We start from the raw sequence: 22,458 nt of genomic DNA on the forward strand, positions 1-22,458 counted from the left end.
AGAATATGGTGCATCCGGGAGGATTCGAACCTCCGACCGCTCGGTTCGTAGCCGAGTACTCTATCCAGCTGAGCTACGGATGCAAATGGCGGTGAGGCGGGGATTCGAACCCCGGATGCAGCTTTTGACCGCATACTCCCTTAGCAGGGGAGCGCCTTCAGCCTCTCGGCCACCTCACCACACGCCTCTTACGAGTGCTTCGAAGAACTTGTTTATCGCTCATCGTCGCTGCGTGGCGCACATATTACTTTCTGAGACTTATAAGTCAAACAATTTTTCCCACACTTTTATCGTTTGCACACTTCACGCTCAATTAGTCTGTAAAAACGTCAAAAAGAGTGTTTTATCAACAAAAAAACGGAGGTCTGTCAGATAGCAGTAATGCAAAAAAATGGAGACTTAAGTTGAATGAACGGGAGTAAAGCGAAAAGACAATGGAGTGAAGAAGAAATTTTGAGGGTGCGTCTCACCGATAAAGATGAGACGCGGAAAGATTAGTAACTGGACTGCTGGGATTTTTCAGCCTGGATACGCTGGTAGATCTCTTCACGGTGAACAGAAACTTCCTTCGGGGCATTTACGCCAATACGTACCTGGTTGCCCTTTACCCCTAAAACTGTCACGGTGACCTCATCCCCAATCATGAGGGTCTCACCAACTCGACGAGTCAGAATCAGCATTCTTTGCTCCTTGAAAGATTAAAAGAGTCGGGTCTCTCTGTATCCCGGCATTATCCATCATATAACGCCAAAAAGTAAGCAATGACAAACACATTACATGTAAGCAGTCATGGCATTACATTCTGTTAAACCTAAGTTTAGCCGATATACACAACTTCAACCTGACTTTATCGTTGTCGATAGCGTTAATGCGAATGCCGTGAAGCGAGTCCACGGCATTGCCTGACGCTTATATTATTGCAATTTCGCGCTGACCCAGCCTTTCACACTGGCTAACGCTGCAGGTAAGGCCGCAGCATCCGTACCACCGGCTTGCGCCATGTCAGGACGTCCACCACCCTTGCCGCCCACCTGCTGAGCGACCATACCAATCAGTTCCCCTGCTTTCACACGATCTGTGACGTCCTTAGATACGCCTGCAATCAGAGAAACCTTACCTTCGACTACCGTTGCCAGCACGATAATTGTCGACCCCAGCTGATTTTTTAAATCGTCAACCATGGTACGCAACATTTTCGGCTCAACACCGCTAAGCTCGCTAACCAACAGCTTAACACCATTAACATCAATTGCCTTACTGGAAAGATTTGCGCTCTCCTGTGCGGCAGCTTGTTCTTTAAGCTGTTGTAACTCTTTTTCCAGCTGACGCGTACGTTCCAGTACTGAGCGCACTTTATCAGCCAGATTATTGCTATCGCCTTTCAGCAGATGCGCGACTTCGCTTAAGCGATCGCTGTCTGCATGAACGGTGGCGATAGCGCCTTCTCCGGTTACCGCTTCGATACGACGAACGCCTGCAGCAGTACCCGATTCAGAGATGATGCGGAACAGACCAATATCACCGGTGCGGCTTGCGTGAGTACCGCCACACAGCTCGGTGGAGAAATCGCCCATGCTCAGCACGCGTACGCGCTCATCATACTTCTCGCCGAACAGCGCCATCGCACCTTTCGCTTTCGCCGCTTCGAGATCCATGATGTTGGTTTCGATCGGCAAGTTACGGCGAATCTGTGCGTTCACCAGGTCTTCGACCGCACGAATCTCTTCTGGTTTCATCGCTTCGTTGTGTGAGAAGTCGAAGCGCAGCACTTTGTCGTTAACCAGTGAACCTTTCTGCGATACATGAGTACCCAGAACCTGGCGCAGCGCAGCGTGCATCAGGTGCGTTGCGGAGTGATTCAGACGAATACGGGCGCGACGAGCTTCATCAACATCAGCCTGCACCGCGTCGCCCACTTTCAGAGAACCCGCAGCAAGTTTACCGATGTGACCAATCGCCTGGCCGTATTTCTGCGTATCTTCCACCGCAAAGGAGAAGTTAGTGCCTTTCAGTTCGCCTTTATCACCAACCTGACCGCCGGATTCCGCATAGAATGGCGTTTGATCCAGCACGACCACAGCTTCCTGGCCTGCATTGATGGCATCAACCGCTTTACCATCAACAAACAGCGCGGTCACTTTGCCGTTCAGTTCCAGATGGTCATAGCCTTTAAATTCAGATGCACTGTCAACACGGATCATTGCGTTGTAATCGGCACCAAAGCCGCTGGCTTCGCGCGCGCGACGACGCTGCTCTTCCATTGCTGCTTCGAAACCAGCTTCGTCAACTTTGATGTTGCGCTCACGACAAACATCAGCCGTCAGGTCAACCGGGAAGCCATAGGTGTCGTACAGACGGAAAGCCGTTTCACCATCCAGCGTATCACCAGAAAGTTTTGCCAGCTCTTCATCCAGCAGCGCCAGACCGCGCTCCAGAGTACGGGCAAACTGCTCTTCTTCAGTCTTCAGCACCTGCTCAACCTGCGCCTGCTGGCGTTTCAGGTCTTCACCCGCAGAGCCCATTACGTCGATCAGCGGACCAACCAGTTTGTAGAAGAAGGTTTCTTTCGCGCCCAGCATATTGCCGTGACGCACTGCGCGACGAATGATACGACGCAGTACATAACCACGGTTTTCATTGGACGGCATTACGCCATCCGCGATCAGGAACGCACAAGAACGAATGTGGTCAGCGATTACGCGCAGCGATTTATTGCTCAGATCGGTCGCGCCAGTGACTTTCGCTACCGCCTGGATCAGCGTGCGGAACAGGTCGATGTCATAGTTAGAGTTAACGTGTTGCAGCACCGCAGCAATACGCTCCAGACCCATACCGGTATCTACAGACGGCTTCGGCAGCGGTTCCATCGTGCCATCTGCCTGGCGGTTGAACTGCATGAAGACGATGTTCCAGATCTCAATGTAGCGATCGCCGTCTTCTTCCGGACTTCCCGGAGGGCCACCCCAAATGTGGTCGCCGTGATCGTAGAAGATTTCGGTGCACGGGCCGCACGGACCAGTGTCACCCATCTGCCAGAAGTTGTCAGATGCGTATGGCGCACCTTTGTTATCGCCGATGCGAATAATACGTTCGCGCGGGATCCCTACTTCTTTTTCCCAGATTTCGTAGGCTTCGTCGTCGCTTTCATAGACGGTAACCCACAGACGCTCTTTCGGCAGGGCAAACCATTTTTCGCTGGTCAGCAGTTCCCATGCAAACTGAATGGCATCGTGTTTGAAATAGTCGCCGAAGCTGAAGTTGCCCAGCATTTCGAAGAAGGTATGGTGACGCGCGGTGTAACCGACGTTTTCCAGGTCGTTGTGTTTACCACCCGCACGCACGCAGCGTTGGGAAGTGGTAGCGCGGGAATAATTACGCTTGTCGAGCCCAAGGAACACATCCTTGAACTGGTTCATCCCGGCGTTGGTAAACAACAAAGTTGGGTCGTTATGGGGTACCAGGGAGCTGCTGGCAACTACCTGATGTCCCTTACTATGGAAAAAGTCGAGAAACGCCTGACGGATCTCAGCGGTGCTCTTGCTCATAATTATCCTGAAATCAAGCTAACGAAATATCGCCACCAGCTCCAGCGTGTCTTAACCGCCGGGCTGGTAACTGAAAAGTGGGAATAAGATAAGTTTTCTTGACTGGGAAGTAAAATACCGTATGCGTTCAGTCGGCAAAATTTCGCCAAATATCCTGGATATCTTCCATCAGATAGCCACGATAGAGCAGAAAACGCTGGATCTTAACTTTTTCTGAAAAGACAGTTGGCAAAGGTTCGCCATATTTTCGCGTCGCCTGATCGCGCGCCAGTGCGCACCAGTCGATGTCACATTCACGCATCGCTTTTTCTGTCGCTTCGCGGGAAATACCTTTCTGATTCAGTTCCTGACGAATACGCGCAGGTCCATAACCTTTGCGGCTACGGCTGGCGATAAAGCGCGCCACAAATCGGCTGTCATCGAGATAGCCATGTTCATGGCACCAGGCAATAACGCGCTCGTAATCTTCTGCCGTGGCATCAATCTCTTCCGGGCCATTTTTGCCCATAATCGGTGCCGCGAGTTTACGTCGCAGTTCTTGCTCACTGTGATCGCGCACCGCCAGAATGCGTACCGCACGATCCAACAGGCGAGCATATGCCGGGCGACGGGACGTTGATTCTGTCATGGCATATCCTTACAACTTAAAAAAGCAAAAGGGCCGCAGATGCGACCCTTGTGTATCAAACAAGACGATTAAAAATCTTCGTTAGTTTCTGCTACGCCTTCGCTGTCATCTACAGAGAAATCCGGCGTTGAGTTCGGGTTGCTCAGCAGCAACTCACGTACTTTCTTCTCGATCTCTTTCGCGGTTTCCGGGTTATCTTTCAGCCAGGCAGTCGCATTCGCTTTACCCTGACCGATCTTCTCACCTTTGTAGCTGTACCACGCACCTGCTTTCTCGATCAGCTTCTCTTTCACGCCCAGATCAACCAGTTCGCCATAGAAGTTGATACCTTCGCCGTAGAGGATCTGGAATTCAGCCTGTTTAAACGGCGCAGCGATTTTGTTCTTCACCACTTTCACACGGGTTTCGCTACCCACCACGTTTTCGCCCTCTTTCACCGCGCCGATACGACGGATGTCGAGACGAACAGAGGCGTAGAATTTCAGCGCGTTACCACCGGTAGTGGTTTCCGGGTTACCGAACATCACACCAATTTTCATACGGATCTGGTTGATGAAGATCAGCAGCGTGTTGGACTGCTTCAGGTTACCCGCCAGCTTACGCATCGCCTGGCTCATCATACGTGCCGCAAGGCCCATGTGAGAGTCGCCGATTTCGCCTTCGATTTCCGCTTTCGGCGTCAGTGCCGCCACGGAGTCAACGACGATAACGTCTACTGCGCCAGAACGCGCCAGGGCGTCACAGATTTCCAGTGCCTGCTCGCCAGTGTCCGGCTGGGAGCACAGCAGGTTGTCGATATCGACGCCCAGTTTACGTGCATAGATTGGGTCCAGCGCGTGTTCAGCATCGATAAACGCACAGGTTTTACCTTCACGCTGCGCTGCGGCGATCACCTGCAACGTCAGCGTGGTTTTACCGGAAGATTCCGGTCCGTAGATTTCGACGATACGGCCCATCGGCAGACCACCTGCCCCAAGCGCGATATCCAGTGAAAGCGAACCGGTAGAGATGGTTTCCACATCCATGGAACGGTCTTCACCCAGGCGCATGATGGAGCCTTTACCAAATTGTTTCTCAATCTGGCCCAGTGCTGCCGCCAACGCTTTCTGTTTGTTTTCGTCGATAGCCATTTTTACTCCTGTCATGCCGGGTAATACCGGATAGTCAATATGTTCTGTTGAAGCAATTATACTGTATGCTCATACAGTATCAAGTGTTTTGTAGAAATTGTTGCCACAAGGTCTGCAATGCATACGCAGTAGCCTGACGACGTACCGCATCACGGTCACCGCTGAAGCATTCCCGCCGGGTAATGCCTTCACCACGGGCAGTGGCAAAAGCAAACCAGACGGTGCCGACAGGCTTCTCTTCACTGCCGCCATCCGGCCCGGCGATACCACTAATAGACACAGCATAATCAGCACGAGCCGCTTTCAGTGCGCCTATCGCCATTTCCACCACGACAGGCTCGCTCACCGCGCCATGCTGCGCCAGCGTCTCTTCACGTACGCCGATCATTTGCGCTTTGGCTTCGTTACTGTAGGTGACAAATCCGCGTTCAAACCAGGCGGAACTGCCGGCAATATCGGTAATCACTTTCGCTACCCAACCGCCGGTACAAGACTCAGCAGTTGTTACGGTTGCGCCACGGGCTTTCAGCGCCTGCCCAACCTGTTCGCTTAACTGCATCAGTTCACTGTCAGTCATCACAACCTCTGTCAGTCAAAAATTTATGCCGGACAAGATAGCACTTTCGTCAGGAAGATGGTGTTGGCGTTGCAATTTTACGAGGAGGATTCAGAAAAAAGCTGATTAGCCAGAGGGAAGCTCACGCTCCCCTCTTGCAAATAGTTACTGCACGCGCGCCAGCGCCACGGCTTGTCCTAACTGCCAGACCGCCATTGCGTAATGGGTACTGTGGTTGTAACGGGTGATGGTGTAGAAGTTCGGCAGACCGTACCAGTACTGGTAACCGGTACCGACATCCAGACGCAGCAGGCTGGCTTGTTGATGGTTGCCCAACGGCTGCTGTGGCGTTAAACCTGCCGCGGCAAGCTGCGAAATGCTGTACCTGGTTTTGAAGCCATTTGGCAAGCCTGGAGCCTGACCGTTTGCCATCACCGCAACCTGATCACCTTTCACCCAGCCGTGCGCTTTGAAATAGTTCGCCACGCTACCGATCGCATCAACCGGATCCCACAGGTTGATATGCCCGTCGCCGCTGAAATCTACCGCATATTGTTTGTAAGACGACGGCATAAACTGTCCGTAGCCCATCGCCCCGGCAAAGGAACCTTTCAGATTGAGCGGATCGTCCTGCTCATCGCGCGCCATCAGCAGGAAAGTTTCCAGCTCGCCAGAGAAATACTCCGCGCGGCGTGGGTAGTTAAATGACAGCGTTGCCAGCGCATCGAGGATACGGGTTTTCCCCATCACGCGCCCCCAGCGGGTTTCAACGCCGATAATCCCGACGATAATTTCCGGCGGTACACCATACACCTGCCACGCGCGATTCAACGCATCTTCATACTGATTCCAGAAAACCACACCGTTCTGCACGTTGTCCGGCGTAATAAATTTTTTGCGATAACGCAGCCATGCGCCGTTCGGACCTGATGGCGGTTTCACCGATGTGGTTGGTGCCTGGTTATCCATCAGCCGCAGTACCGAATCCAGACGTTTCGCCTGGGAGAGAATTTCCTGCAACTGCTGACGATCGAAACCGTGTTTGTTCACCATTTTGTCGATGAACTGCTGGGCATTCGGGTTATTAGCGAAATCGCCGCCCATCTGCATCACATTGTGCTGCGGCTCAAGCAGGAAGCCGCCAGACGGCGTTCCGGTGGTCGTTTCAGTCTCAGTAGGTTTTGGCTTGCTGCTACAGGCGGCAAGCAACACAAAAAGGGGAAGCAATGTTACATAACGACGCTTGAACATGAGGGGTCCATTTAACAGATTCAACCAGGGGCAAGTATGGTAAAGCATCACGCCCCGCACAAGGAAGCGGTAGTCACTGCCCGATACGGACTTTACATAACTCAACTCATTCTCCTCGCTATCCTTTTATTGAAACTTTCAAGTTAAAATATTTATCTTTCATTTTGCGATCAAAATAACACTTTTAAATCTTTCAATCTGATTAGATTAGGTTGCCGTTTGGTAATAAAACAATAAATCCTGAAGGAGAGAACAATGATAGAAACCATTACTCATGGTGCAGAGTGGTTTATCGGGCTGTTCCAAAAGGGCGGAGAGGTGTTTACCGGGATGGTGACCGGCATTCTTCCGCTGTTGATTAGCCTGCTGGTTATCATGAACGCACTGATTAATTTTATCGGTCAGCATCGTATTGAACGTTTTGCTCAACGTTGCGCCGGTAACCCTGTTTCCCGTTACCTGCTGCTACCGTGCATTGGCACGTTTGTCTTTTGCAATCCGATGACCTTAAGCCTGGGTCGCTTTATGCCGGAAAAGTACAAACCCAGCTACTACGCGGCCGCCTCTTATAGCTGCCACTCAATGAATGGCCTCTTCCCCCATATCAACCCAGGCGAACTGTTTGTTTATCTTGGCATTGCCAGCGGTCTGACAACACTGAACCTGCCACTTGGCCCACTGGCGGTGAGTTATCTGCTGGTTGGTCTGGTCACCAACTTCTTCCGCGGCTGGGTGACCGATCTGACCACCGCCATTTTTGAGAAAAAGATGGGCATTCAACTTGAACAAAAAGTTCATCTGGCAGGAGCAACATCATGACGCGTATTCGGATCGAAAAAGGAACGGGTGGCTGGGGCGGCCCGCTTGAGCTGGAAGCCACGCCGGGCAAAAAAATCGTCTATATCACCGCCGGTACCCGGCCTGCGATTGTCGACAAACTGGCACAGCTTACTGGCTGGCAGGCTATTGACGGATTTAAAGAAGGTGAACCCGCGGAGGCGGAAATTGGTGTCGCGGTAATCGACTGTGGCGGCACATTACGCTGCGGCATCTATCCGAAACGACGTATTCCCACCATTAATATCCACTCGACGGGCAAGTCCGGTCCACTGGCGCAGTACATTGTAGAAGATATTTATGTCTCTGGCGTAAAAGAAGAAAACATCACTGTAGTGGGTGATGCGACACCACAACCCTCTTCCGTGGGCCGTGACTATGACACCAGCAAGAAAATCACCGAACAAAGCGATGGTTTACTGGCGAAGGTGGGAATGGGTATGGGTTCTGCCGTTGCCGTGTTGTTTCAATCTGGTCGTGACACCATCGACACTGTATTAAAAACCATTCTGCCGTTTATGGCGTTCGTCTCGGCGCTTATCGGCATCATTATGGCTTCCGGTCTTGGCGACTGGATTGCCCACGGTCTTGCTCCGCTGGCTAGCCATCCTCTGGGGCTGGTCATGCTGGCGCTCATCTGCTCCTTCCCGCTGCTTTCACCTTTCCTCGGCCCAGGCGCAGTTATCGCACAGGTTATCGGCGTATTGATTGGCGTGCAGATTGGTCTCGGCAATATTCCGCCTCATCTGGCTTTACCTGCACTGTTTGCCATCAACGCGCAGGCGGCCTGCGACTTCATCCCGGTCGGTTTGTCGCTGGCGGAAGCCCGTCAGGACACGGTTCGCGTCGGTGTCCCTTCTGTACTGGTGAGCCGCTTTTTAACCGGCGCGCCGACTGTACTGATCGCCTGGTTTGTCTCCGGTTTTATCTATCAATAGAGGCTGAAACATGACCGTTATTTATCAGACCACCATCACCCGTATCGGCGCGAGTGCCACTGACGCCCTCAGCGACCAGATGCTCATCACCTTTCGTGAAGGCGCGCCTGCGGATCTCGAAGAGTATTGCTTCATTCATTGCCACGGCGAGTTGAAAGGTGCACTCCATCCCGGTTTGCAATTTTCGCTCGGGCAGCATCGCTATCCGGTGACCGCCGTTGGCAGCGTGGCGGAAGACAACCTTCGCGAACTGGGTCATGTCACCCTGCGCTTCGATGGTTTAAGCGAAGCGGAATTTCCGGGCACTGTCCATGTGGCAGGCCCTGTACCCGACGATATCGCGCCGGGATCGGTTTTGAAGTTTGAATCTGTTAAGGAGTAAAAAATGAATCAGGTTGCCGTTGTCATCGGTGGTGGGCAAACCTTAGGCGCGTTCCTGTGCCACGGTCTGGCTGCCGAGGGGTATCGCGTCGCGGTTGTCGATATTCAGAGCGACAAAGCTGCAAATGTGGCACAAGAAATTAACGCCGAATATGGTGAAGGAACAGCGTACGGTTTTGGTGCTGACGCCACCAGCGAGCAAAGCGTTCTGGCGCTTTCTCGTGGGGTAGATGAAATCTTTGGTCGCGTGGATTTGCTGGTCTACAGCGCCGGAATAGCAAAAGCAGCCTTTATCAGCGATTTCCAGCTTGGAGATTTTGACCGCTCGCTACAGGTGAATCTGGTGGGCTATTTCCTGTGTGCCCGTGAATTTTCGCGTTTGATGATCCGCGACGGCATTCAGGGACGCATTATTCAGATCAACTCGAAATCCGGCAAAGTGGGCAGCAAACACAACTCTGGTTATAGCGCCGCGAAATTTGGTGGCGTCGGGCTGACTCAATCACTGGCGCTGGATCTGGCGGAGTACGGCATTACGGTGCATTCACTGATGCTCGGTAATCTGCTGAAATCGCCGATGTTTCAGTCGCTATTGCCACAATATGCGACCAAGCTGGGTATCAAACCGGATCAAGTCGAGCAGTATTACATCGACAAAGTACCGCTCAAACGCGGCTGCGATTATCAGGATGTGCTGAATATGCTGCTGTTCTACGCCAGTCCTAAGGCGTCGTACTGCACTGGTCAGTCGATCAATGTCACCGGCGGTCAGGTGATGTTCTGATTAACAGCGGAGATCCGTTAAGGATCTCCGCGAGACTAATAAAATGCCTGATGCGCTACGCTCATCAGGCATACAGGACTTCCGCCACTACATTAAGGAAAAGTTATGGTATCCGCACTCATCACCGTCGCCGTTATCGCCTGGTGTGCGCAACTGGCCTTAGGCGGTTGGCAAATTTCTCGTTTTAACCGTGCCTTCGACACACTATGCCAGCAAGGGCGGGTTGGCGTGGGCCGTTCCAGCGGGCGCTTTAAACCGCGGGTCGTGGTCGTCATCGCCCTGGACGATCAGCAACGCATCGTCGACACCTTGTTTATGAAAGGACTGACCGTCTTCGCCCGACCACAAAAAATTCCCGCAATTACCGGTATGTATGCGGGTGATTTACAGCCCGATGTGATCTTTCCCCATGATCCACTATCACAGAATGCTCTATCATTGGCGCTTAAACTGAAACGTGGATAATTTCGTTGTGAATGTTACTTGCTTGCGAAGTTATCATTTTGAAACCTAAATCAGGTAATCACGCCCATGAAACCTCGTCAGCGTCAGGCCGCCATTCTGGAGTATCTGCAAAAGCAGGGTAAATGCTCGGTTGAAGAATTGGCGCAATACTTTGACACCACAGGCACAACCATTCGCAAAGATCTGGTCATTCTGGAACATGCCGGAACCGTCATTCGTACTTATGGCGGAGTGGTGTTGAATAAAGAGGAATCCGATCCGCCTATCGATCATAAAACACTCATCAACACCCACAAGAAAGAGCTGATTGCAGAAGCTGCCGTTAGTTTTATCCATGATGGCGATTCGATCATTCTTGATGCTGGCAGTACCGTTTTGCAGATGGTTCCCCTGCTCTCGCGCTTTAATAACATCACAGTGATGACCAACAGCCTGCATATCGTCAATGCGCTATCCGAACTGGATAACGAACAAACTATCCTGATGCCAGGCGGAACATTTCGTAAAAAATCGGCCTCATTTCACGGGCAACTGGCAGAGAATGCCTTCGAGCATTTCACCTTCGATAAATTGTTTATGGGCACCGACGGCATCGATCTCAATGCGGGCGTAACCACGTTCAACGAGGTTTATACCGTCAGTAAGGCAATGTGCAATGCCGCGCGCGAAGTGATTTTGATGGCGGACTCATCAAAGTTTGGCCGTAAAAGCCCCAACGTAGTTTGCAGTCTTGAAAGCGTCGATAAGCTAATTACCGACGCAGGTATCGATCCAGCGTTTCGTCAGGCGCTGGAAAAGAAAGGGATCGATGTGATCATAACCGGAGAGAGCAATGAGTGAAGCACTACTGAACGCGGGACGTCAGACGTTAATGCTGGAGTTGCAGGAAGCAAGCCGTTTACCGGAACGTCTGGGCGATGATTTTGTTCGCGCCGCCAATATCATCCTGCACTGCGAAGGCAAAGTGGTGGTTTCGGGAATTGGCAAATCGGGCCACATTGGTAAGAAAATCGCCGCAACACTTGCCAGTACCGGCACACCGGCTTTTTTTGTCCATCCGGCAGAGGCATTGCACGGCGACCTGGGGATGATCGAAAGCCGCGATGTGATGCTGTTTATCTCTTACTCCGGTGGCGCGAAGGAACTGGATCTGATTATTCCGCGTCTGGAAGATAAATCTATCGCGCTGCTGGCGATGACCGGCAAACCGACGTCACCGCTGGGCCTGGCGGCGAAAGCGGTGCTGGATATCTCCGTAGAACGCGAAGCCTGTCCGATGCACCTTGCGCCGACCTCCAGCACCGTGAATACCCTGATGATGGGTGACGCGCTGGCGATGGCGGTCATGCAGGCGCGCGGATTTAATGAAGAAGATTTTGCCCGCTCCCACCCAGCCGGGGCACTGGGCGCTCGCTTGCTGAATAAAGTGCATCATCTGATGCGCCGTGATGACGCTATCCCGCAGGTAGCGTTAACCGCCAGCGTGATGGATGCGATGCTGGAACTCAGCCGCACTGGTCTGGGGCTGGTGGCGGTATGTGACGCTCAACAACAGGTACAAGGCGTCTTTACCGACGGCGATTTACGTCGCTGGCTGGTTGGCGGCGGCGCACTCACCACGCCAGTTAATGAAGCGATGACGACAGGCGGCACCACATTACAGGCACAAAGTCGCGCCATCGACGCCAAAGAGATCCTGATGAAGCGCAAAATCACTGCCGCACCGGTGGTGGATGAAAACGGCAAACTCACCGGCGCAATTAACTTGCAGGATTTCTATCAGGCCGGGATTATTTAATCCTTCAATCCCAGACGTTTCGCCAGCCGATGCAGGTTGGCGACGTCAGTTTCCAGCATTCGCGCGCAGGCAGCCCAGTTGTGATGATTTTGTGCCAGTGCCTGGCGAATGGTTTCACGCTGGAACGCTTCTGTCGCTTCACGAAGATTTTGCTTAACAACGGGCACCGCCGCTGCTTCTGGCGGCGGCAACGTCACATCAGGAAAAGCAAAATGTTGCGCCTCAAGAATCACTTCATCGCCGCTGCGGGTTGCTCTCGCCAGCACTACCGCCCGATGAATAGCATGTTCCAGTTCACGAACGTTCCCTGGAAAATTGTAGTGTTGCAGTAAATTTCGCGCTCCGGCACTTAATACCACGCGGGAGAGCCCCAGCCGCAAACGACACTGCTCGCAGAAATACCCCGCCAGCAGAATGACATCATCGCCCCGCTCACGCAGCGGCGGCACTGAAAGTGGAAACACGCTCAGGCGATGAAACAAATCGGCGCGAAATCGCCCTGCCAGTACCTCTTCCCGTAAGTCACGGTTAGTCGCCGCCAGCACGCGCACATCGACCCGCAAACTGCGGTCATCGCCAACACGCTGAATATCGCCATACTGCAACACTCGCAGCAACTTGGCCTGCAATGCCAACGACAACTCGCCGATCTCATCGAGAAACAGTGTGCCGTTATCCGCCATTTCAAACTTCCCGCTGCGGTTACTGATAGCGCCAGTAAACGCCCCTTTCACATGCCCGAACAGTTCACTTTCCGCCACACTTTCCGGCAGTGCGGCACAGTTGAGATAGACCAGCGGATTCACCGCCCGTGGCGAGGCTTCATGAATCGCTTTCGCCACCAGCTCCTTACCGGTTCCCGTCTCACCGCTGATCAGGACGTTGAGATCGGACGCCGCCACAATCTCAATCTCTTTTTTCAATTGCGTCATGCCTGGCGACAAGCCAATCATCTGCGTCTGTTTCACCGCTTCAAACGGCGCGGCATCGCCCGGCAGCATATTCTGGCTTTCCAGTTGCTCAATCAGCAACGCATTGCTTAACGCTCCCGCCGCCAGCGCGGCAATCAGGCGTAACTCTTCGTCGCTGAAAACATCGAACTGATCGGGCTGCATCCCGTCGAGCGTCAATGCGCCGATCAGGTTTTGCCCGGCAAACAATGGCAGACCAACGCAGGCGTGAACCTTCAGACTCTCCTGCCCGGGAATCAAACCGTCATAGGGATCGGGCAATTCGCTGTCTGCGGGAAAGCGCACCACGTCCCCGGCGCGGGCAATCGCTTCCAGCCGTGGATGCCCTTCCAGCGCAAAGCGTCTACCGAGTACATCCTTTGCCAGCCCGTCGATGGCAAGCGGAATAAACTGCCGCGAGTCGTAACGCAGCAATGCAGACGCATCGCACTCCAGCACCTGACGCAGCGTGGTGATCAGGCGCTGAAAACGATCCTGATGACCAATCCCACGCTGCAATTCGATGGCGATATTCGCCAGCACATCAACGGAAAAACTCATCTTTGCCTCACTGTCAATTTGACTATAGATATTGTCATATCGACCATTTGATTAATAGTCATTTTGACTACTCATTAATGAGCATGAATTAATTTACACGTAAAAATCAATCAGATAAAAAACTGGCACGCAATCTGCAATTAGCAAGACATCTTTTTAGAACACGCTGAATAAATTGAGGTTGCTATGTCTATTGTGGTGAAAAATAACATTCATTGGGTTGGTCAACGTGACTGGGAAGTGCGTGATTTTCACGGCACAGAATATAAAACGCTGCGCGGCAGCAGCTACAACAGCTACCTCATTCGCGAAGAAAAAAACGTACTGATCGACACCGTCGACCATAAATTCAGCCGCGAATTTGTGCAGAACCTGCGTAATGAAATCGATCTGGCGGATATCGATTACATCGTGATTAACCATGCAGAAGAGGACCACGCCGGGGCGCTGACCGAACTGATGGCACAAATTCCCGATACGCCGATCTACTGTACAGCCAACGCTATCGACTCGATAAATGGTCATCACCATCATCCGGAGTGGAATTTTAATGTGGTGAAAACTGGCGACACGCTGGGTATCGGCAACGGCAAACAGCTCATTTTTGTCGAAACACCAATGCTGCACTGGCCGGACAGCATGATGACTTACCTGACAGGCGACGCGGTGCTGTTCAGTAACGATGCTTTCGGTCAGCACTACTGCGACGAGCATCTGTTCAACGATGAAGTGGATCAGACGGAGCTTTTTGAGCAGTGCCAGCGTTACTACGCCAATATCCTTACGCCGTTCAGCCGCCTGGTAACGCCGAAAATTACCGAGATCCTGGGCTTTAACTTACCAGTCGATATGATAGCGACCTCTCACGGCGTGGTATGGCGCGATAACCCAACGCAAATTGTCGAGCTGTACCTGAAATGGGCGGCTGATTATCAGGAAGACAGAATCACCATTTTCTACGACACCATGTCGAATAACACCCGCATGATGGCTGACGCTATCGCCCAGGGGATTGCGGAAACCGACCCACGCGTGGCGGTGAAAATTTTCAACGTCGCCCGAAGCGATAAAAACGAAATCCTGACCAATGTCTTCCGCTCAAAAGGCGTGCTGGTCGGCACTTCGACGATGAATAACGTGATGATGCCGAAAATCGCCGGGCTGGTGGAGGAGATGACCGGATTACGCTTTCGTAACAAACGCGCCAGTGCTTTCGGCTCTCACGGCTGGAGCGGCGGTGCGGTGGATCGTCTTTCCACGCGCCTGCAGGATGCGGGTTTCGAAATGTCGCTTAGCCTGAAAGCCAAATGGCGACCGGACCAGGACGCTCTGGAGCTATGTCGTGAACACGGTCGCGAAATCGCCCGTCAGTGGGCGCTCGCGCCGCTGCCGCAGAGCACGGTGAATACGGTGGTTAAAGAAGAAACCTCTGCCACCACGACGGCTGACCTCGGCCCACGGATGCAGTGCAGCGTCTGCCAGTGGATTTACGATCCGGCAAAAGGCGAGCCAATGCAGGACGTTGCGCCAGGAACGCCGTGGAGTGAAGTCCCGGATAACTTCCTGTGCCCGGAATGCTCCCTTGGCAAAGACGTCTTTGACGAACTGGCATCGGAGGCAAAATGAGCAACGGCATTGTGATCATTGGTTCGGGCTTCGCCGCCCGCCAACTGGTGAAAAATATTCGCAAACAGGACGCCTGTATTCCATTAACCCTGATTGCCGCCGACAGCATGGATGAGTACAACAAACCGGACCTCAGCCATGTTATCAGCCAGAGGCAACGTGCCGATGACCTTACCCGCCAGACGGCGGGTGAATTTGCCGAGCAGTTTAATCTGCACCTGTTTCCGCACACCTGGATAATGGATATCGATGCCGAAGCCCATGTGGTGAAAAGCCAGAATAATCAGTGGCAATACGACAAGCTGGTGCTGGCAACTGGTGCCAGTGCCTTTGTCCCGCCAGTGCCTGGGCGTGAGTTAATGCTGACGTTAAATAGTCAGCAAGAGTATCGCGCCTGTGAAACGCAACTGCGGGATGCCCGACGCGTGTTGATTGTTGGCGGTGGCTTGATTGGTAGCGAACTGGCGATGGATTTTTGTCGTGCAGGCAAAGCGGTCACGCTAATCGACAACGCTGCCAGTATTCTGGCGTCGTTAATGCCACCGGAAGTAAGCAGCCGCTTGCAGCATCGGTTGACGGAGATGGGCGTTCATCTGCTGTTGAAATCTCAGTTGCAGGGGCTGGAAAAAACGGATTCTGGCATTCTGGCAACGCTGGACCGCCAGCGCAGCATCGAAGTGGATGCGGTAATTGCCGCCACCGGACTGCGCCCGGAAACCGCCCTGGCACGACGCGCCGGGCTGACGATTAATCGCGGCGTTTGCGTCGATAGTTATCTGCAAACCAGTAATGCCGATATTTATGCGCTGGGCGATTGCACGGAAATTAACGGTCAGGTATTGCCGTTCCTCCAGCCGATTCAACTTAGCGCGATGGTGCTGGCAAAAAATCTTCTCGGCAATAACACGCCGCTGAAACTCCCTGCGATGCTGGTGAAAATCAAAACGCCAGAATTACCGCTGCATCTGGCAGGCGAAACCCAGCGTCAGGATTTACGCTGGCAAATTAATACCGAACGCCAGGGAATGGTGGCGCGCGGTGTTGATGATGCCGACCAGCTTCGCGCCTTTGTGGTCAGTGAGGATCGGATGAAAGAGGCGTTTGGATTGTTGAAAACGTTGCCGGTGTAGGCATGGTTTTCTCCCTCGCCCAAAGGGCGAGGGGACTGTCCGCGCTCTTTTTACGCTTAGTTACGCCACATCCGCCACTATGCAGCATGCAGGATGCGCGCCGCAGCAATAACCCCCTGCCCCAGAGACAAGCCGCCATCACCCGCCGGTAAACTCTGCGGAAAGAGTAATGTGAAATCAGCGAGATAATGCGCCAGGCGTGTACGCAGCAATCGGTTATGAGTAACCCCACCGCTAAATACCAGCGTAGTGATACCGCGCATCGTGGCCTGCTCACGCATCAACGCGGCAAAACCCTGCGCCAGCGCATCATGAAACGCCCACGCGCGTTGATTAACCGGTGCCTGCCAGTTCAGCCACTGCTGCCAGAAAGTGACGAGATCCAGTTGATTGTCCACCTGCGGCATCGTCACCGGATGCGTCACTCCGTCGCATGAGGCTGCGAGCGCCTCCAGAGCACAAGCCGCTTCACCTTCATAACTTAACGTGGCTGGCGCACAGCCCAGTGCCGCCGCCACAGCATCGAACAAACGTCCACACGATGACGCCAGCGGCGCGTTAATTCCACGCTCAATGGCCCGCGCCAGCACGCTCCAGTTTTGCTGTTGCACACTTGCCGTTTCAGGGTAATTCTGCCACTCCGGCACAAAGCGCAGGCACTGCGCCAGCAGGTTACGCCACGGCTGCTTTGCAGCCAAATCGCCCCCCGGAAGCGCCACCGCAGGCAAGCCGCCCAGGTGCTCACATTCGCGATAGTTCACCCGCAGGCATTCGCCGCCCCATAAAGCGCCGTTCTCCCCCATACCGATACCGTCGAGCGTCAACGCAATGACATCACCGCCATCCAGTGGCCAGTGATGTTCTGCCAGACACGCCGCCGCATGAGCATGATGATGCAGCACCGTTTGTGTCGGCAGATTCATTTCGCGCGCCCACTGGCTGGAGACATAGCCCGGGTGCGCGTCATGCACAACGTATTGCGGGGTGAAATCGTAGATGTTTTGCATCAGGCGTAACGCTTCGCGCCACTGCATCTGGATGCCATCGTCACTTAAATCGCCCAGATGCTGACTCAACACCGCTTGTTCGCCGCGCACCAGGCAGAAGGTGTTTTTCAGATCCGCACCGAGACACAGCACAGGCGGAACATTTTTAAAGCCCGGAGGCAAAGCCAGCGCATCCGGCACATACCCCCGCGAACGGCGCAGCATTTCGCCGCTTTCGCGCACCACCGAATCATCCATCCGCTGCACGATGTCGCGGTTATGTAGCAAGAATCCGTCGGCAATGCCCTGCAAATCCGCCAGCGCCTGTTCGTTGCTGATAGCCGGTGGTTTACCGCTCAGGTTGCCGGAGGTCATCACCAGCGGACATTGCAGTTCCTGTAACAGCAAATGCTGAAGCGGGTTCGCAGGCAACATTACCCCGACTTCGTTAAGGCCAGGGGCGATATCATCACAAAGCTCAGGTACGTATTTTTTATCCACCAGCACAATCGGCGCGGCGGGCGTGGTAAGCAACTGGCGCGCAGCGTCTGGTAAACCTTCTGCCACTGGCAACATGACCGCCAGCGGTTTCGCCGGGCGATGTTTGCGCGCCCGAAGTGTCGCCACCGCGTTACTGTTACACGCATCGCAGGCGAGATGAAATCCGCCAATCCCTTTGATGGCGACAATGTTGCCCATTTTTAACTGTGCGATAGCCGCCTGTAATGCCGCCTCTTGTTCTGCATGTTCACCATGACTTACCCATTCAAGATGTGGGCCACACTCCGGGCAGGCCACCGGCTGGGCGTGGAAGCGACGATCGAGCGGGTCGCGATATTCTTTGTCACAGGCCGGACACAGCGGAAACGCCGCCATCACGGTAAACGGGCGGTCGTAAGGCATCGCGCGAATAATGGTGAAACGTGGGCCGCAGTGGGTACAGTTGATAAACGGATAACGATAACGCCGCTCGCCCGGGGTATTCATTTCGGCAAGACAGGCAGGGCAAGTAGCGGCATCGGGAACAATTTGCGTATTCATGGTGCCGCCTGTGCTCTGGCGTATAGTGAACTCGGTGGGCAGTTGTGACCAGATAAACGGCTCACGCTCGACGCTATCAATACGCGCCAGCGGCGGGCAGTGCTGATGCAACTGCACAAGAAACGTTTCCGGGTCTTCCAGCAGCCGGACTTCCACTCCATCGCCGTCATTACAGACATCGCCGTGAAGATTTAATTGCTGTGCCAGCTGCCAGACAAACGGACGAAAACCGACGCCCTGCACTTTGCCACGAATACGCAGTTGGACACCGCAAGATGTGTTTTTTGCCATTGAGTTATTCCCGCCATCATGAATTGCGTAACCCGCCCTGCCGGACACGACAGCGTCGTATCCGGCAATCACAGGTCGGCGATACCGCCCGCTCCGTATTCTACGAATATTTCCGGGAATTCCTTTGATGCCAGAACAGTTCAGTAAGATTTTTAGAACATCAGCGCCGTACGGCGACGTTTTTCTGCACTCAGTTGTTCAAGTTTATTACGATCGACACAAATCAGCGCATGGGTCGGGCAAGCCGCCATACACGCCGGGCCGTCTTCACGATGGTTACAGAGGTCGCATTTATTGGCTTCGGCTTTGTCAGCCCGTACATTCAGCCCCGCGCCGCTGTTGCGAATCACCGGACGTACCACCACTTCCATCGCGCCATACGGGCAAGCCACAACGCAGGTTTTGCAACCAATGCAACGTTCCTGCATCACATGAACAAACCCTTTATCACGGCTGATAGCACCATTCGGGCAGACGTTAGCGCACGGTGCATCTTCACACTGACGGCAAACTGTCGCCGTGGAAATGTTCACACCTTTAATGACATGGATACGCGGTAAAAATGTTTCCGGGGTCAGCGATGCACAGTCCTGATTTTCCTGATGAGAAACCACGCACGCCACTTCACAGGTACGGCAACCAATACATTTACTCGCGTCAGCAATGATGAAACGGTTCATCAAATTCTCCAGCAATGACAGTTAATGCGCCGATACATTCACAAATCATGCCAGTTTTTAATACACTGTTATTTAAGGAAATTAATTTCTGTAATGCAGGAAAAACGATGTCATCGACACTAGTGACGATGACATGTGATGACAATGTTTATCGCGAAAGAGCAATGAGGGAGCCGCGGCGGATCAGTTTTCCGCTGAAGGTTTTCGGCGGTGAGAAATCCCCGCCATCGAGCATAAAAATCAGCCGTCCAATAATTTCCTGAATCATCTCAGTCACCGGAATTTTTACGCTGGAGAGCGCCGGAACGGTGTAGGGGGCAATTGCGATATCATCGAATCCGATAACTGACACCTGCTCTGGCACCGCTACGCCGCGCTCGTGCAACGCTTTCATCGCACCTATCGCCATATCGTCGTTACTGGCAACTAACGCGCTAAATTTAGCCCCACGTTCGAGCAACGTTTCTACCCCTTCGGCCCCGCTGGCGGGCGTCCATTTACCGATAGCGATAAGTTTTTCATTGAGCGCAATACCATGCTGCGACAGCGCGTCTTTATACCCGGCAAGACGTTCAATGCTGGTGGGGGAATCCATCGAGCCGGTAAGGAAAGCAATCTCCTGATGTCCGGCGTTTATCAACTCTGCCACGGCGTTAAAGCTGGTCTGTTTATGATCGCACCAGACGCTATGGCTGCTATTTTTGCGCAGGCGGCGATTAAGCACCATTATCGGCTGACTGTGTGCGTCAATGATGTCATCAATCTCATCCACGCTTAAAAAACGCGGGTAAATCATAATGGCGTCGCAGCGCAAATCCAGCAGATACTGAATCGCCTGGCGCTCTTCTTCGGCGCTGTGTTTACCATCTGCCAATAGCAACTGTCGCCCTTTCTCTTCCGCCATTCGCGCGGCATGAAAGAGTAATTCACTAAAATAAATGCCGTGGTAAAGTGTGTTGGTCACTACCAGCCCCAGCGTCTGAGTACTCTTCGCCGACAGATTGCGCGCCAGCAAGTTTGGACGGTAACCGCTCTCTTCTACCGCCTGAAACACGCGATCTTTAGTCTCCTGGCTGACGTAGCCATTACCTGAAAGCACGCGGGAAACGGTCGCTTTTGAAACCCCGGCGCGCTTCGCCACTTCCAGCATCGTCGTCATCATTTTCATCCCTTTACACGCAATTAACGCAGTGTACTGCACCGTTTGCCGATTGTCCTTGCGCAATCGGCGGGAAAAATATTCAGGTGACCGGTTTCACAAATATAAAAAATGAACAATTAACTCTCTTGCTTATTTAGTGACAACTATTCATGATTTTGTGAAACCGGTTTCTTAATTCCGTTTCAGCATCGGCATTTTTCCGTCACGTCGACTGATAACAACTACATCTACCCTACTGATAACAGGATAAAATCCGATGGCCAAAAATTATGCGGCGCTGGCACGCTCGGTGATAGCGGCACTGGGCGGCGTTGATAACATCTCGGCAGTCACGCACTGTATGACGCGTTTGCGCTTTGTTATCAAAGATGACCAGCTTATCGACAGTCCGACGTTGAAAACCATCTCCGGCGTGCTCGGCGTGGTACGTAGTGACAACCAGTGTCAGGTGATTATCGGCAATACCGTTTCACAAGCCTTTCAGGAAGTCGTCAGCCTGCTGCCGGGAGATATGCAGCCCGCACAGCCCGTGGGTAAACCCAAACTTACGCTACGTCGCATTGGTGCGGGGATCCTCGATGCGCTGATCGGTACCATGTCACCGCTGATCCCGGCGATTATCGGCGGATCGATGGTCAAACTGCTGGCGATGATCCTCGAGATGAGCGGCGTGCTGACAAAAGGATCGCCGACTTTAACCATTCTGAATGTGATTGGTGACGGTGCTTTCTTCTTCCTGCCGCTAATGGTCGCGGCATCTGCCGCCATCAAATTTAAAACCAATATGTCGCTGGCGATTGCCATCGCGGGTGTGCTGGTACATCCGAGTTTTATTGAATTAATGGCGAAAGCGGCCCAGGGTGAACATGTAGAATTTGCCCTGATCCCGGTCACCGCGGTGAAATACACCTACACGGTGATCCCGGCGCTGGTGATGACCTGGTGCCTGTCATATATCGAACGCTGGGTGGATCGCATTACACCGGCGGTGACTAAAAACTTCCTCAAGCCAATGCTGATTGTGTTGATTGCCGCACCGCTGGCAATTCTGCTGATTGGCCCGATTGGTATCTGGATCGGTAGCGCCATTTCGGCGCTGGTTTACACCATTCATGGTTATCTGGGCTGGCTTTCAGTCGCCATTATGGGCGCGCTGTGGCCTCTGCTGGTAATGACCGGGATGCACCGCGTCTTTACGCCAACCATCATTCAGACCATTGCCGAAACCGGCAAAGAAGGGATGGTCATGCCGTCAGAGATCGGCGCTAACCTGTCGCTGGGCGGTTCATCACTGGCGGTGGCGTGGAAAACGAAAAACCCGGAACTGCGCCAGACGGCGCTGGCTGCGGCGGCATCAGCCATTATGGCGGGGATTTCCGAACCGGCGTTATATGGCGTGGCGATCCGCCTGAAACGTCCGCTTATCGCCAGTCTTATCAGCGGTTTTATTTGCGGCGCGGTTGCCGGTATGGCGGGGCTTGCCAGCCACTCAATGGCAGCGCCGGGGCTATTTACCAGCGTGCAGTTCTTCGATCCGGCGAATCCAATGAGCATCGTCTGGGTGTTCGCGGTCATGGCGCTGGCGGTCGTGCTGTCGTTTATCCTCACACTGTTGCTCGGCTTTGAGGATATTCCTGTTGAGGAAGCGGCTGCCCAGGCGCGAAAGCATCAGAGCGTACAACCGACCATCGCCAAAGAAGTAAGTCTTAATTGAGGAT

General features: G+C 53.2%; 20 protein-coding genes and 2 tRNA genes. 10 read left to right on the forward strand and 12 right to left on the reverse strand.

Going from position 1 to position 22,458, the window contains the following annotated elements; all coding sequences use genetic code 11:
* Positions 1-6 precede the first annotated feature (6 nt).
* The 8 genes from G434_RS15115 to mltB form a co-directional block, all read right to left on the reverse strand.
* Positions 7-83: transfer RNA gene (locus G434_RS15115), tRNA-Arg, on the reverse strand.
* A gap of 3 nt (positions 84-86) precedes the next feature.
* Positions 87-179: transfer RNA gene (locus G434_RS15110), tRNA-Ser, on the reverse strand.
* Between the two features lie 315 nt (positions 180-494).
* Positions 495-680: a carbon storage regulator CsrA gene (csrA, locus tag G434_RS15105; protein ID WP_000906486.1), complete on the reverse strand. Its 186-nt coding sequence runs from the start codon at positions 678-680 to the stop codon at positions 495-497.
* Between the two features lie 234 nt (positions 681-914).
* The gene (gene alaS, locus G434_RS15100) at positions 915-3,545 is read right to left on the reverse strand and encodes an alanine--tRNA ligase (RefSeq protein ID WP_000047199.1); all 2,631 of its coding nucleotides are present in this window, start codon (positions 3,543-3,545) and stop codon (positions 915-917) included.
* A 127-nt stretch (positions 3,546-3,672) separates the two neighbouring features.
* On the reverse strand, positions 3,673-4,173 hold the full coding sequence (gene recX / locus G434_RS15095; RefSeq protein WP_000140506.1) for a recombination regulator RecX: 501 nt from the start codon (positions 4,171-4,173) through the stop codon (positions 3,673-3,675).
* A gap of 68 nt (positions 4,174-4,241) precedes the next feature.
* Entirely contained in the window at positions 4,242-5,303 is a 1,062-nt protein-coding gene (recA, locus tag G434_RS15090) for a recombinase RecA (RefSeq protein ID WP_000963143.1), read from the reverse strand.
* Positions 5,304-5,382: 79 nt separating this feature from the next.
* The gene (gene pncC, locus G434_RS15085; protein WP_000132231.1) at positions 5,383-5,880 is read right to left on the reverse strand and encodes a nicotinamide-nucleotide amidase; all 498 of its coding nucleotides are present in this window, start codon (positions 5,878-5,880) and stop codon (positions 5,383-5,385) included.
* 144 nt (positions 5,881-6,024) lie between these two features.
* Positions 6,025-7,110 (reverse strand): lytic murein transglycosylase B, encoded by a 1,086-nt coding sequence (gene mltB / locus G434_RS15080; protein WP_000476837.1) that lies wholly within the window; start codon positions 7,108-7,110, stop codon positions 6,025-6,027.
* Positions 7,111-7,365: 255 nt separating this feature from the next.
* On the opposite strand from mltB, the gene srlA reads away from it, so the two are divergent.
* The 7 genes from srlA to gutQ all read left to right on the forward strand — a co-directional run bounded on the left by srlA (position 7,366) and on the right by gutQ (position 12,313).
* Positions 7,366-7,929, forward strand: a complete 564-nt coding sequence (srlA, locus tag G434_RS15075; protein WP_000573321.1) for a PTS glucitol/sorbitol transporter subunit IIC — start codon at positions 7,366-7,368, stop codon at positions 7,927-7,929.
* Positions 7,926-8,885 (forward strand): PTS glucitol/sorbitol transporter subunit IIB, encoded by a 960-nt coding sequence (gene srlE, locus G434_RS15070; protein ID WP_000196934.1) that lies wholly within the window; start codon positions 7,926-7,928, stop codon positions 8,883-8,885. The genes srlA and srlE overlap by 4 nt, the downstream gene beginning before the upstream one ends.
* A 10-nt stretch (positions 8,886-8,895) precedes the next feature.
* Entirely contained in the window at positions 8,896-9,267 is a 372-nt protein-coding gene (srlB, locus tag G434_RS15065) for a PTS glucitol/sorbitol transporter subunit IIA (protein ID WP_000216203.1), read from the forward strand.
* Positions 9,268-9,270: 3 nt separating this feature from the next.
* The gene (gene srlD, locus G434_RS15060; RefSeq protein WP_001077351.1) at positions 9,271-10,050 is read left to right on the forward strand and encodes a sorbitol-6-phosphate dehydrogenase; all 780 of its coding nucleotides are present in this window, start codon (positions 9,271-9,273) and stop codon (positions 10,048-10,050) included.
* Positions 10,051-10,155: 105 nt separating this feature from the next.
* A complete protein-coding gene (gene gutM / locus G434_RS15055) occupies positions 10,156-10,515 on the forward strand; it encodes a transcriptional regulator GutM (RefSeq protein ID WP_000252917.1) in 360 nt (119 codons plus the stop codon).
* Between the two features lie 66 nt (positions 10,516-10,581).
* Positions 10,582-11,355 (forward strand): glucitol operon DNA-binding transcriptional repressor SrlR, encoded by a 774-nt coding sequence (gene srlR / locus G434_RS15050; protein WP_000804552.1) that lies wholly within the window; start codon positions 10,582-10,584, stop codon positions 11,353-11,355.
* The gene (gutQ, locus tag G434_RS15045) at positions 11,348-12,313 is read left to right on the forward strand and encodes an arabinose-5-phosphate isomerase GutQ (protein ID WP_001287415.1); all 966 of its coding nucleotides are present in this window, start codon (positions 11,348-11,350) and stop codon (positions 12,311-12,313) included. The genes srlR and gutQ overlap by 8 nt, the downstream gene beginning before the upstream one ends.
* Here gutQ and norR read toward each other — a convergent pair.
* Positions 12,310-13,824 carry a nitric oxide reductase transcriptional regulator NorR gene (gene norR / locus G434_RS15040; RefSeq protein WP_000010723.1) on the reverse strand — a complete coding sequence of 505 codons (1,515 nt, stop codon included), beginning with the start codon at positions 13,822-13,824 and terminating at the stop codon, positions 12,310-12,312. The two genes, gutQ and norR, sit on opposite strands and share 4 nt — an antisense overlap.
* A gap of 186 nt (positions 13,825-14,010) precedes the next feature.
* Here norR and norV point away from each other — a divergent pair, with 186 nt between their 5' ends.
* Complete coding sequence (gene norV / locus G434_RS15035; protein ID WP_000029644.1) at positions 14,011-15,450, forward strand: anaerobic nitric oxide reductase flavorubredoxin; 1,440 nt, start codon at positions 14,011-14,013, stop codon at positions 15,448-15,450.
* Positions 15,447-16,580 carry an NADH:flavorubredoxin reductase NorW gene (gene norW, locus G434_RS15030; protein WP_000064692.1) on the forward strand — a complete coding sequence of 378 codons (1,134 nt, stop codon included), beginning with the start codon at positions 15,447-15,449 and terminating at the stop codon, positions 16,578-16,580. Before norV ends, norW begins: the two co-directional genes overlap by 4 nt.
* Before the next feature lie 77 nt (positions 16,581-16,657).
* On the opposite strand, the gene hypF is transcribed toward norW, so the two are convergent.
* From hypF to ascG, 3 genes are all read right to left on the reverse strand, one after another.
* The gene (gene hypF / locus G434_RS15025) at positions 16,658-18,898 is read right to left on the reverse strand and encodes a carbamoyltransferase HypF (RefSeq protein WP_001107663.1); all 2,241 of its coding nucleotides are present in this window, start codon (positions 18,896-18,898) and stop codon (positions 16,658-16,660) included.
* 152 nt (positions 18,899-19,050) lie between these two features.
* On the reverse strand, positions 19,051-19,578 hold the full coding sequence (hydN, locus tag G434_RS15020; protein ID WP_001078777.1) for an electron transport protein HydN: 528 nt from the start codon (positions 19,576-19,578) through the stop codon (positions 19,051-19,053).
* A gap of 148 nt (positions 19,579-19,726) precedes the next feature.
* Positions 19,727-20,737: a DNA-binding transcriptional regulator AscG gene (gene ascG, locus G434_RS15015; RefSeq protein ID WP_001309690.1), complete on the reverse strand. Its 1,011-nt coding sequence runs from the start codon at positions 20,735-20,737 to the stop codon at positions 19,727-19,729.
* A 259-nt stretch (positions 20,738-20,996) separates the two neighbouring features.
* Here ascG and ascF point away from each other — a divergent pair, with 259 nt between their 5' ends.
* Positions 20,997-22,454: a PTS cellobiose/arbutin/salicin transporter subunit IIBC gene (gene ascF, locus G434_RS15010; protein WP_001107885.1), complete on the forward strand. Its 1,458-nt coding sequence runs from the start codon at positions 20,997-20,999 to the stop codon at positions 22,452-22,454.
* The last annotated feature ends 4 nt before the right edge of the window (positions 22,455-22,458 follow it).

The organism is Escherichia sp. KTE172 (assembly GCF_000408845.1).
Taxonomy (GTDB): domain Bacteria; phylum Pseudomonadota; class Gammaproteobacteria; order Enterobacterales; family Enterobacteriaceae; genus Escherichia; species Escherichia coli.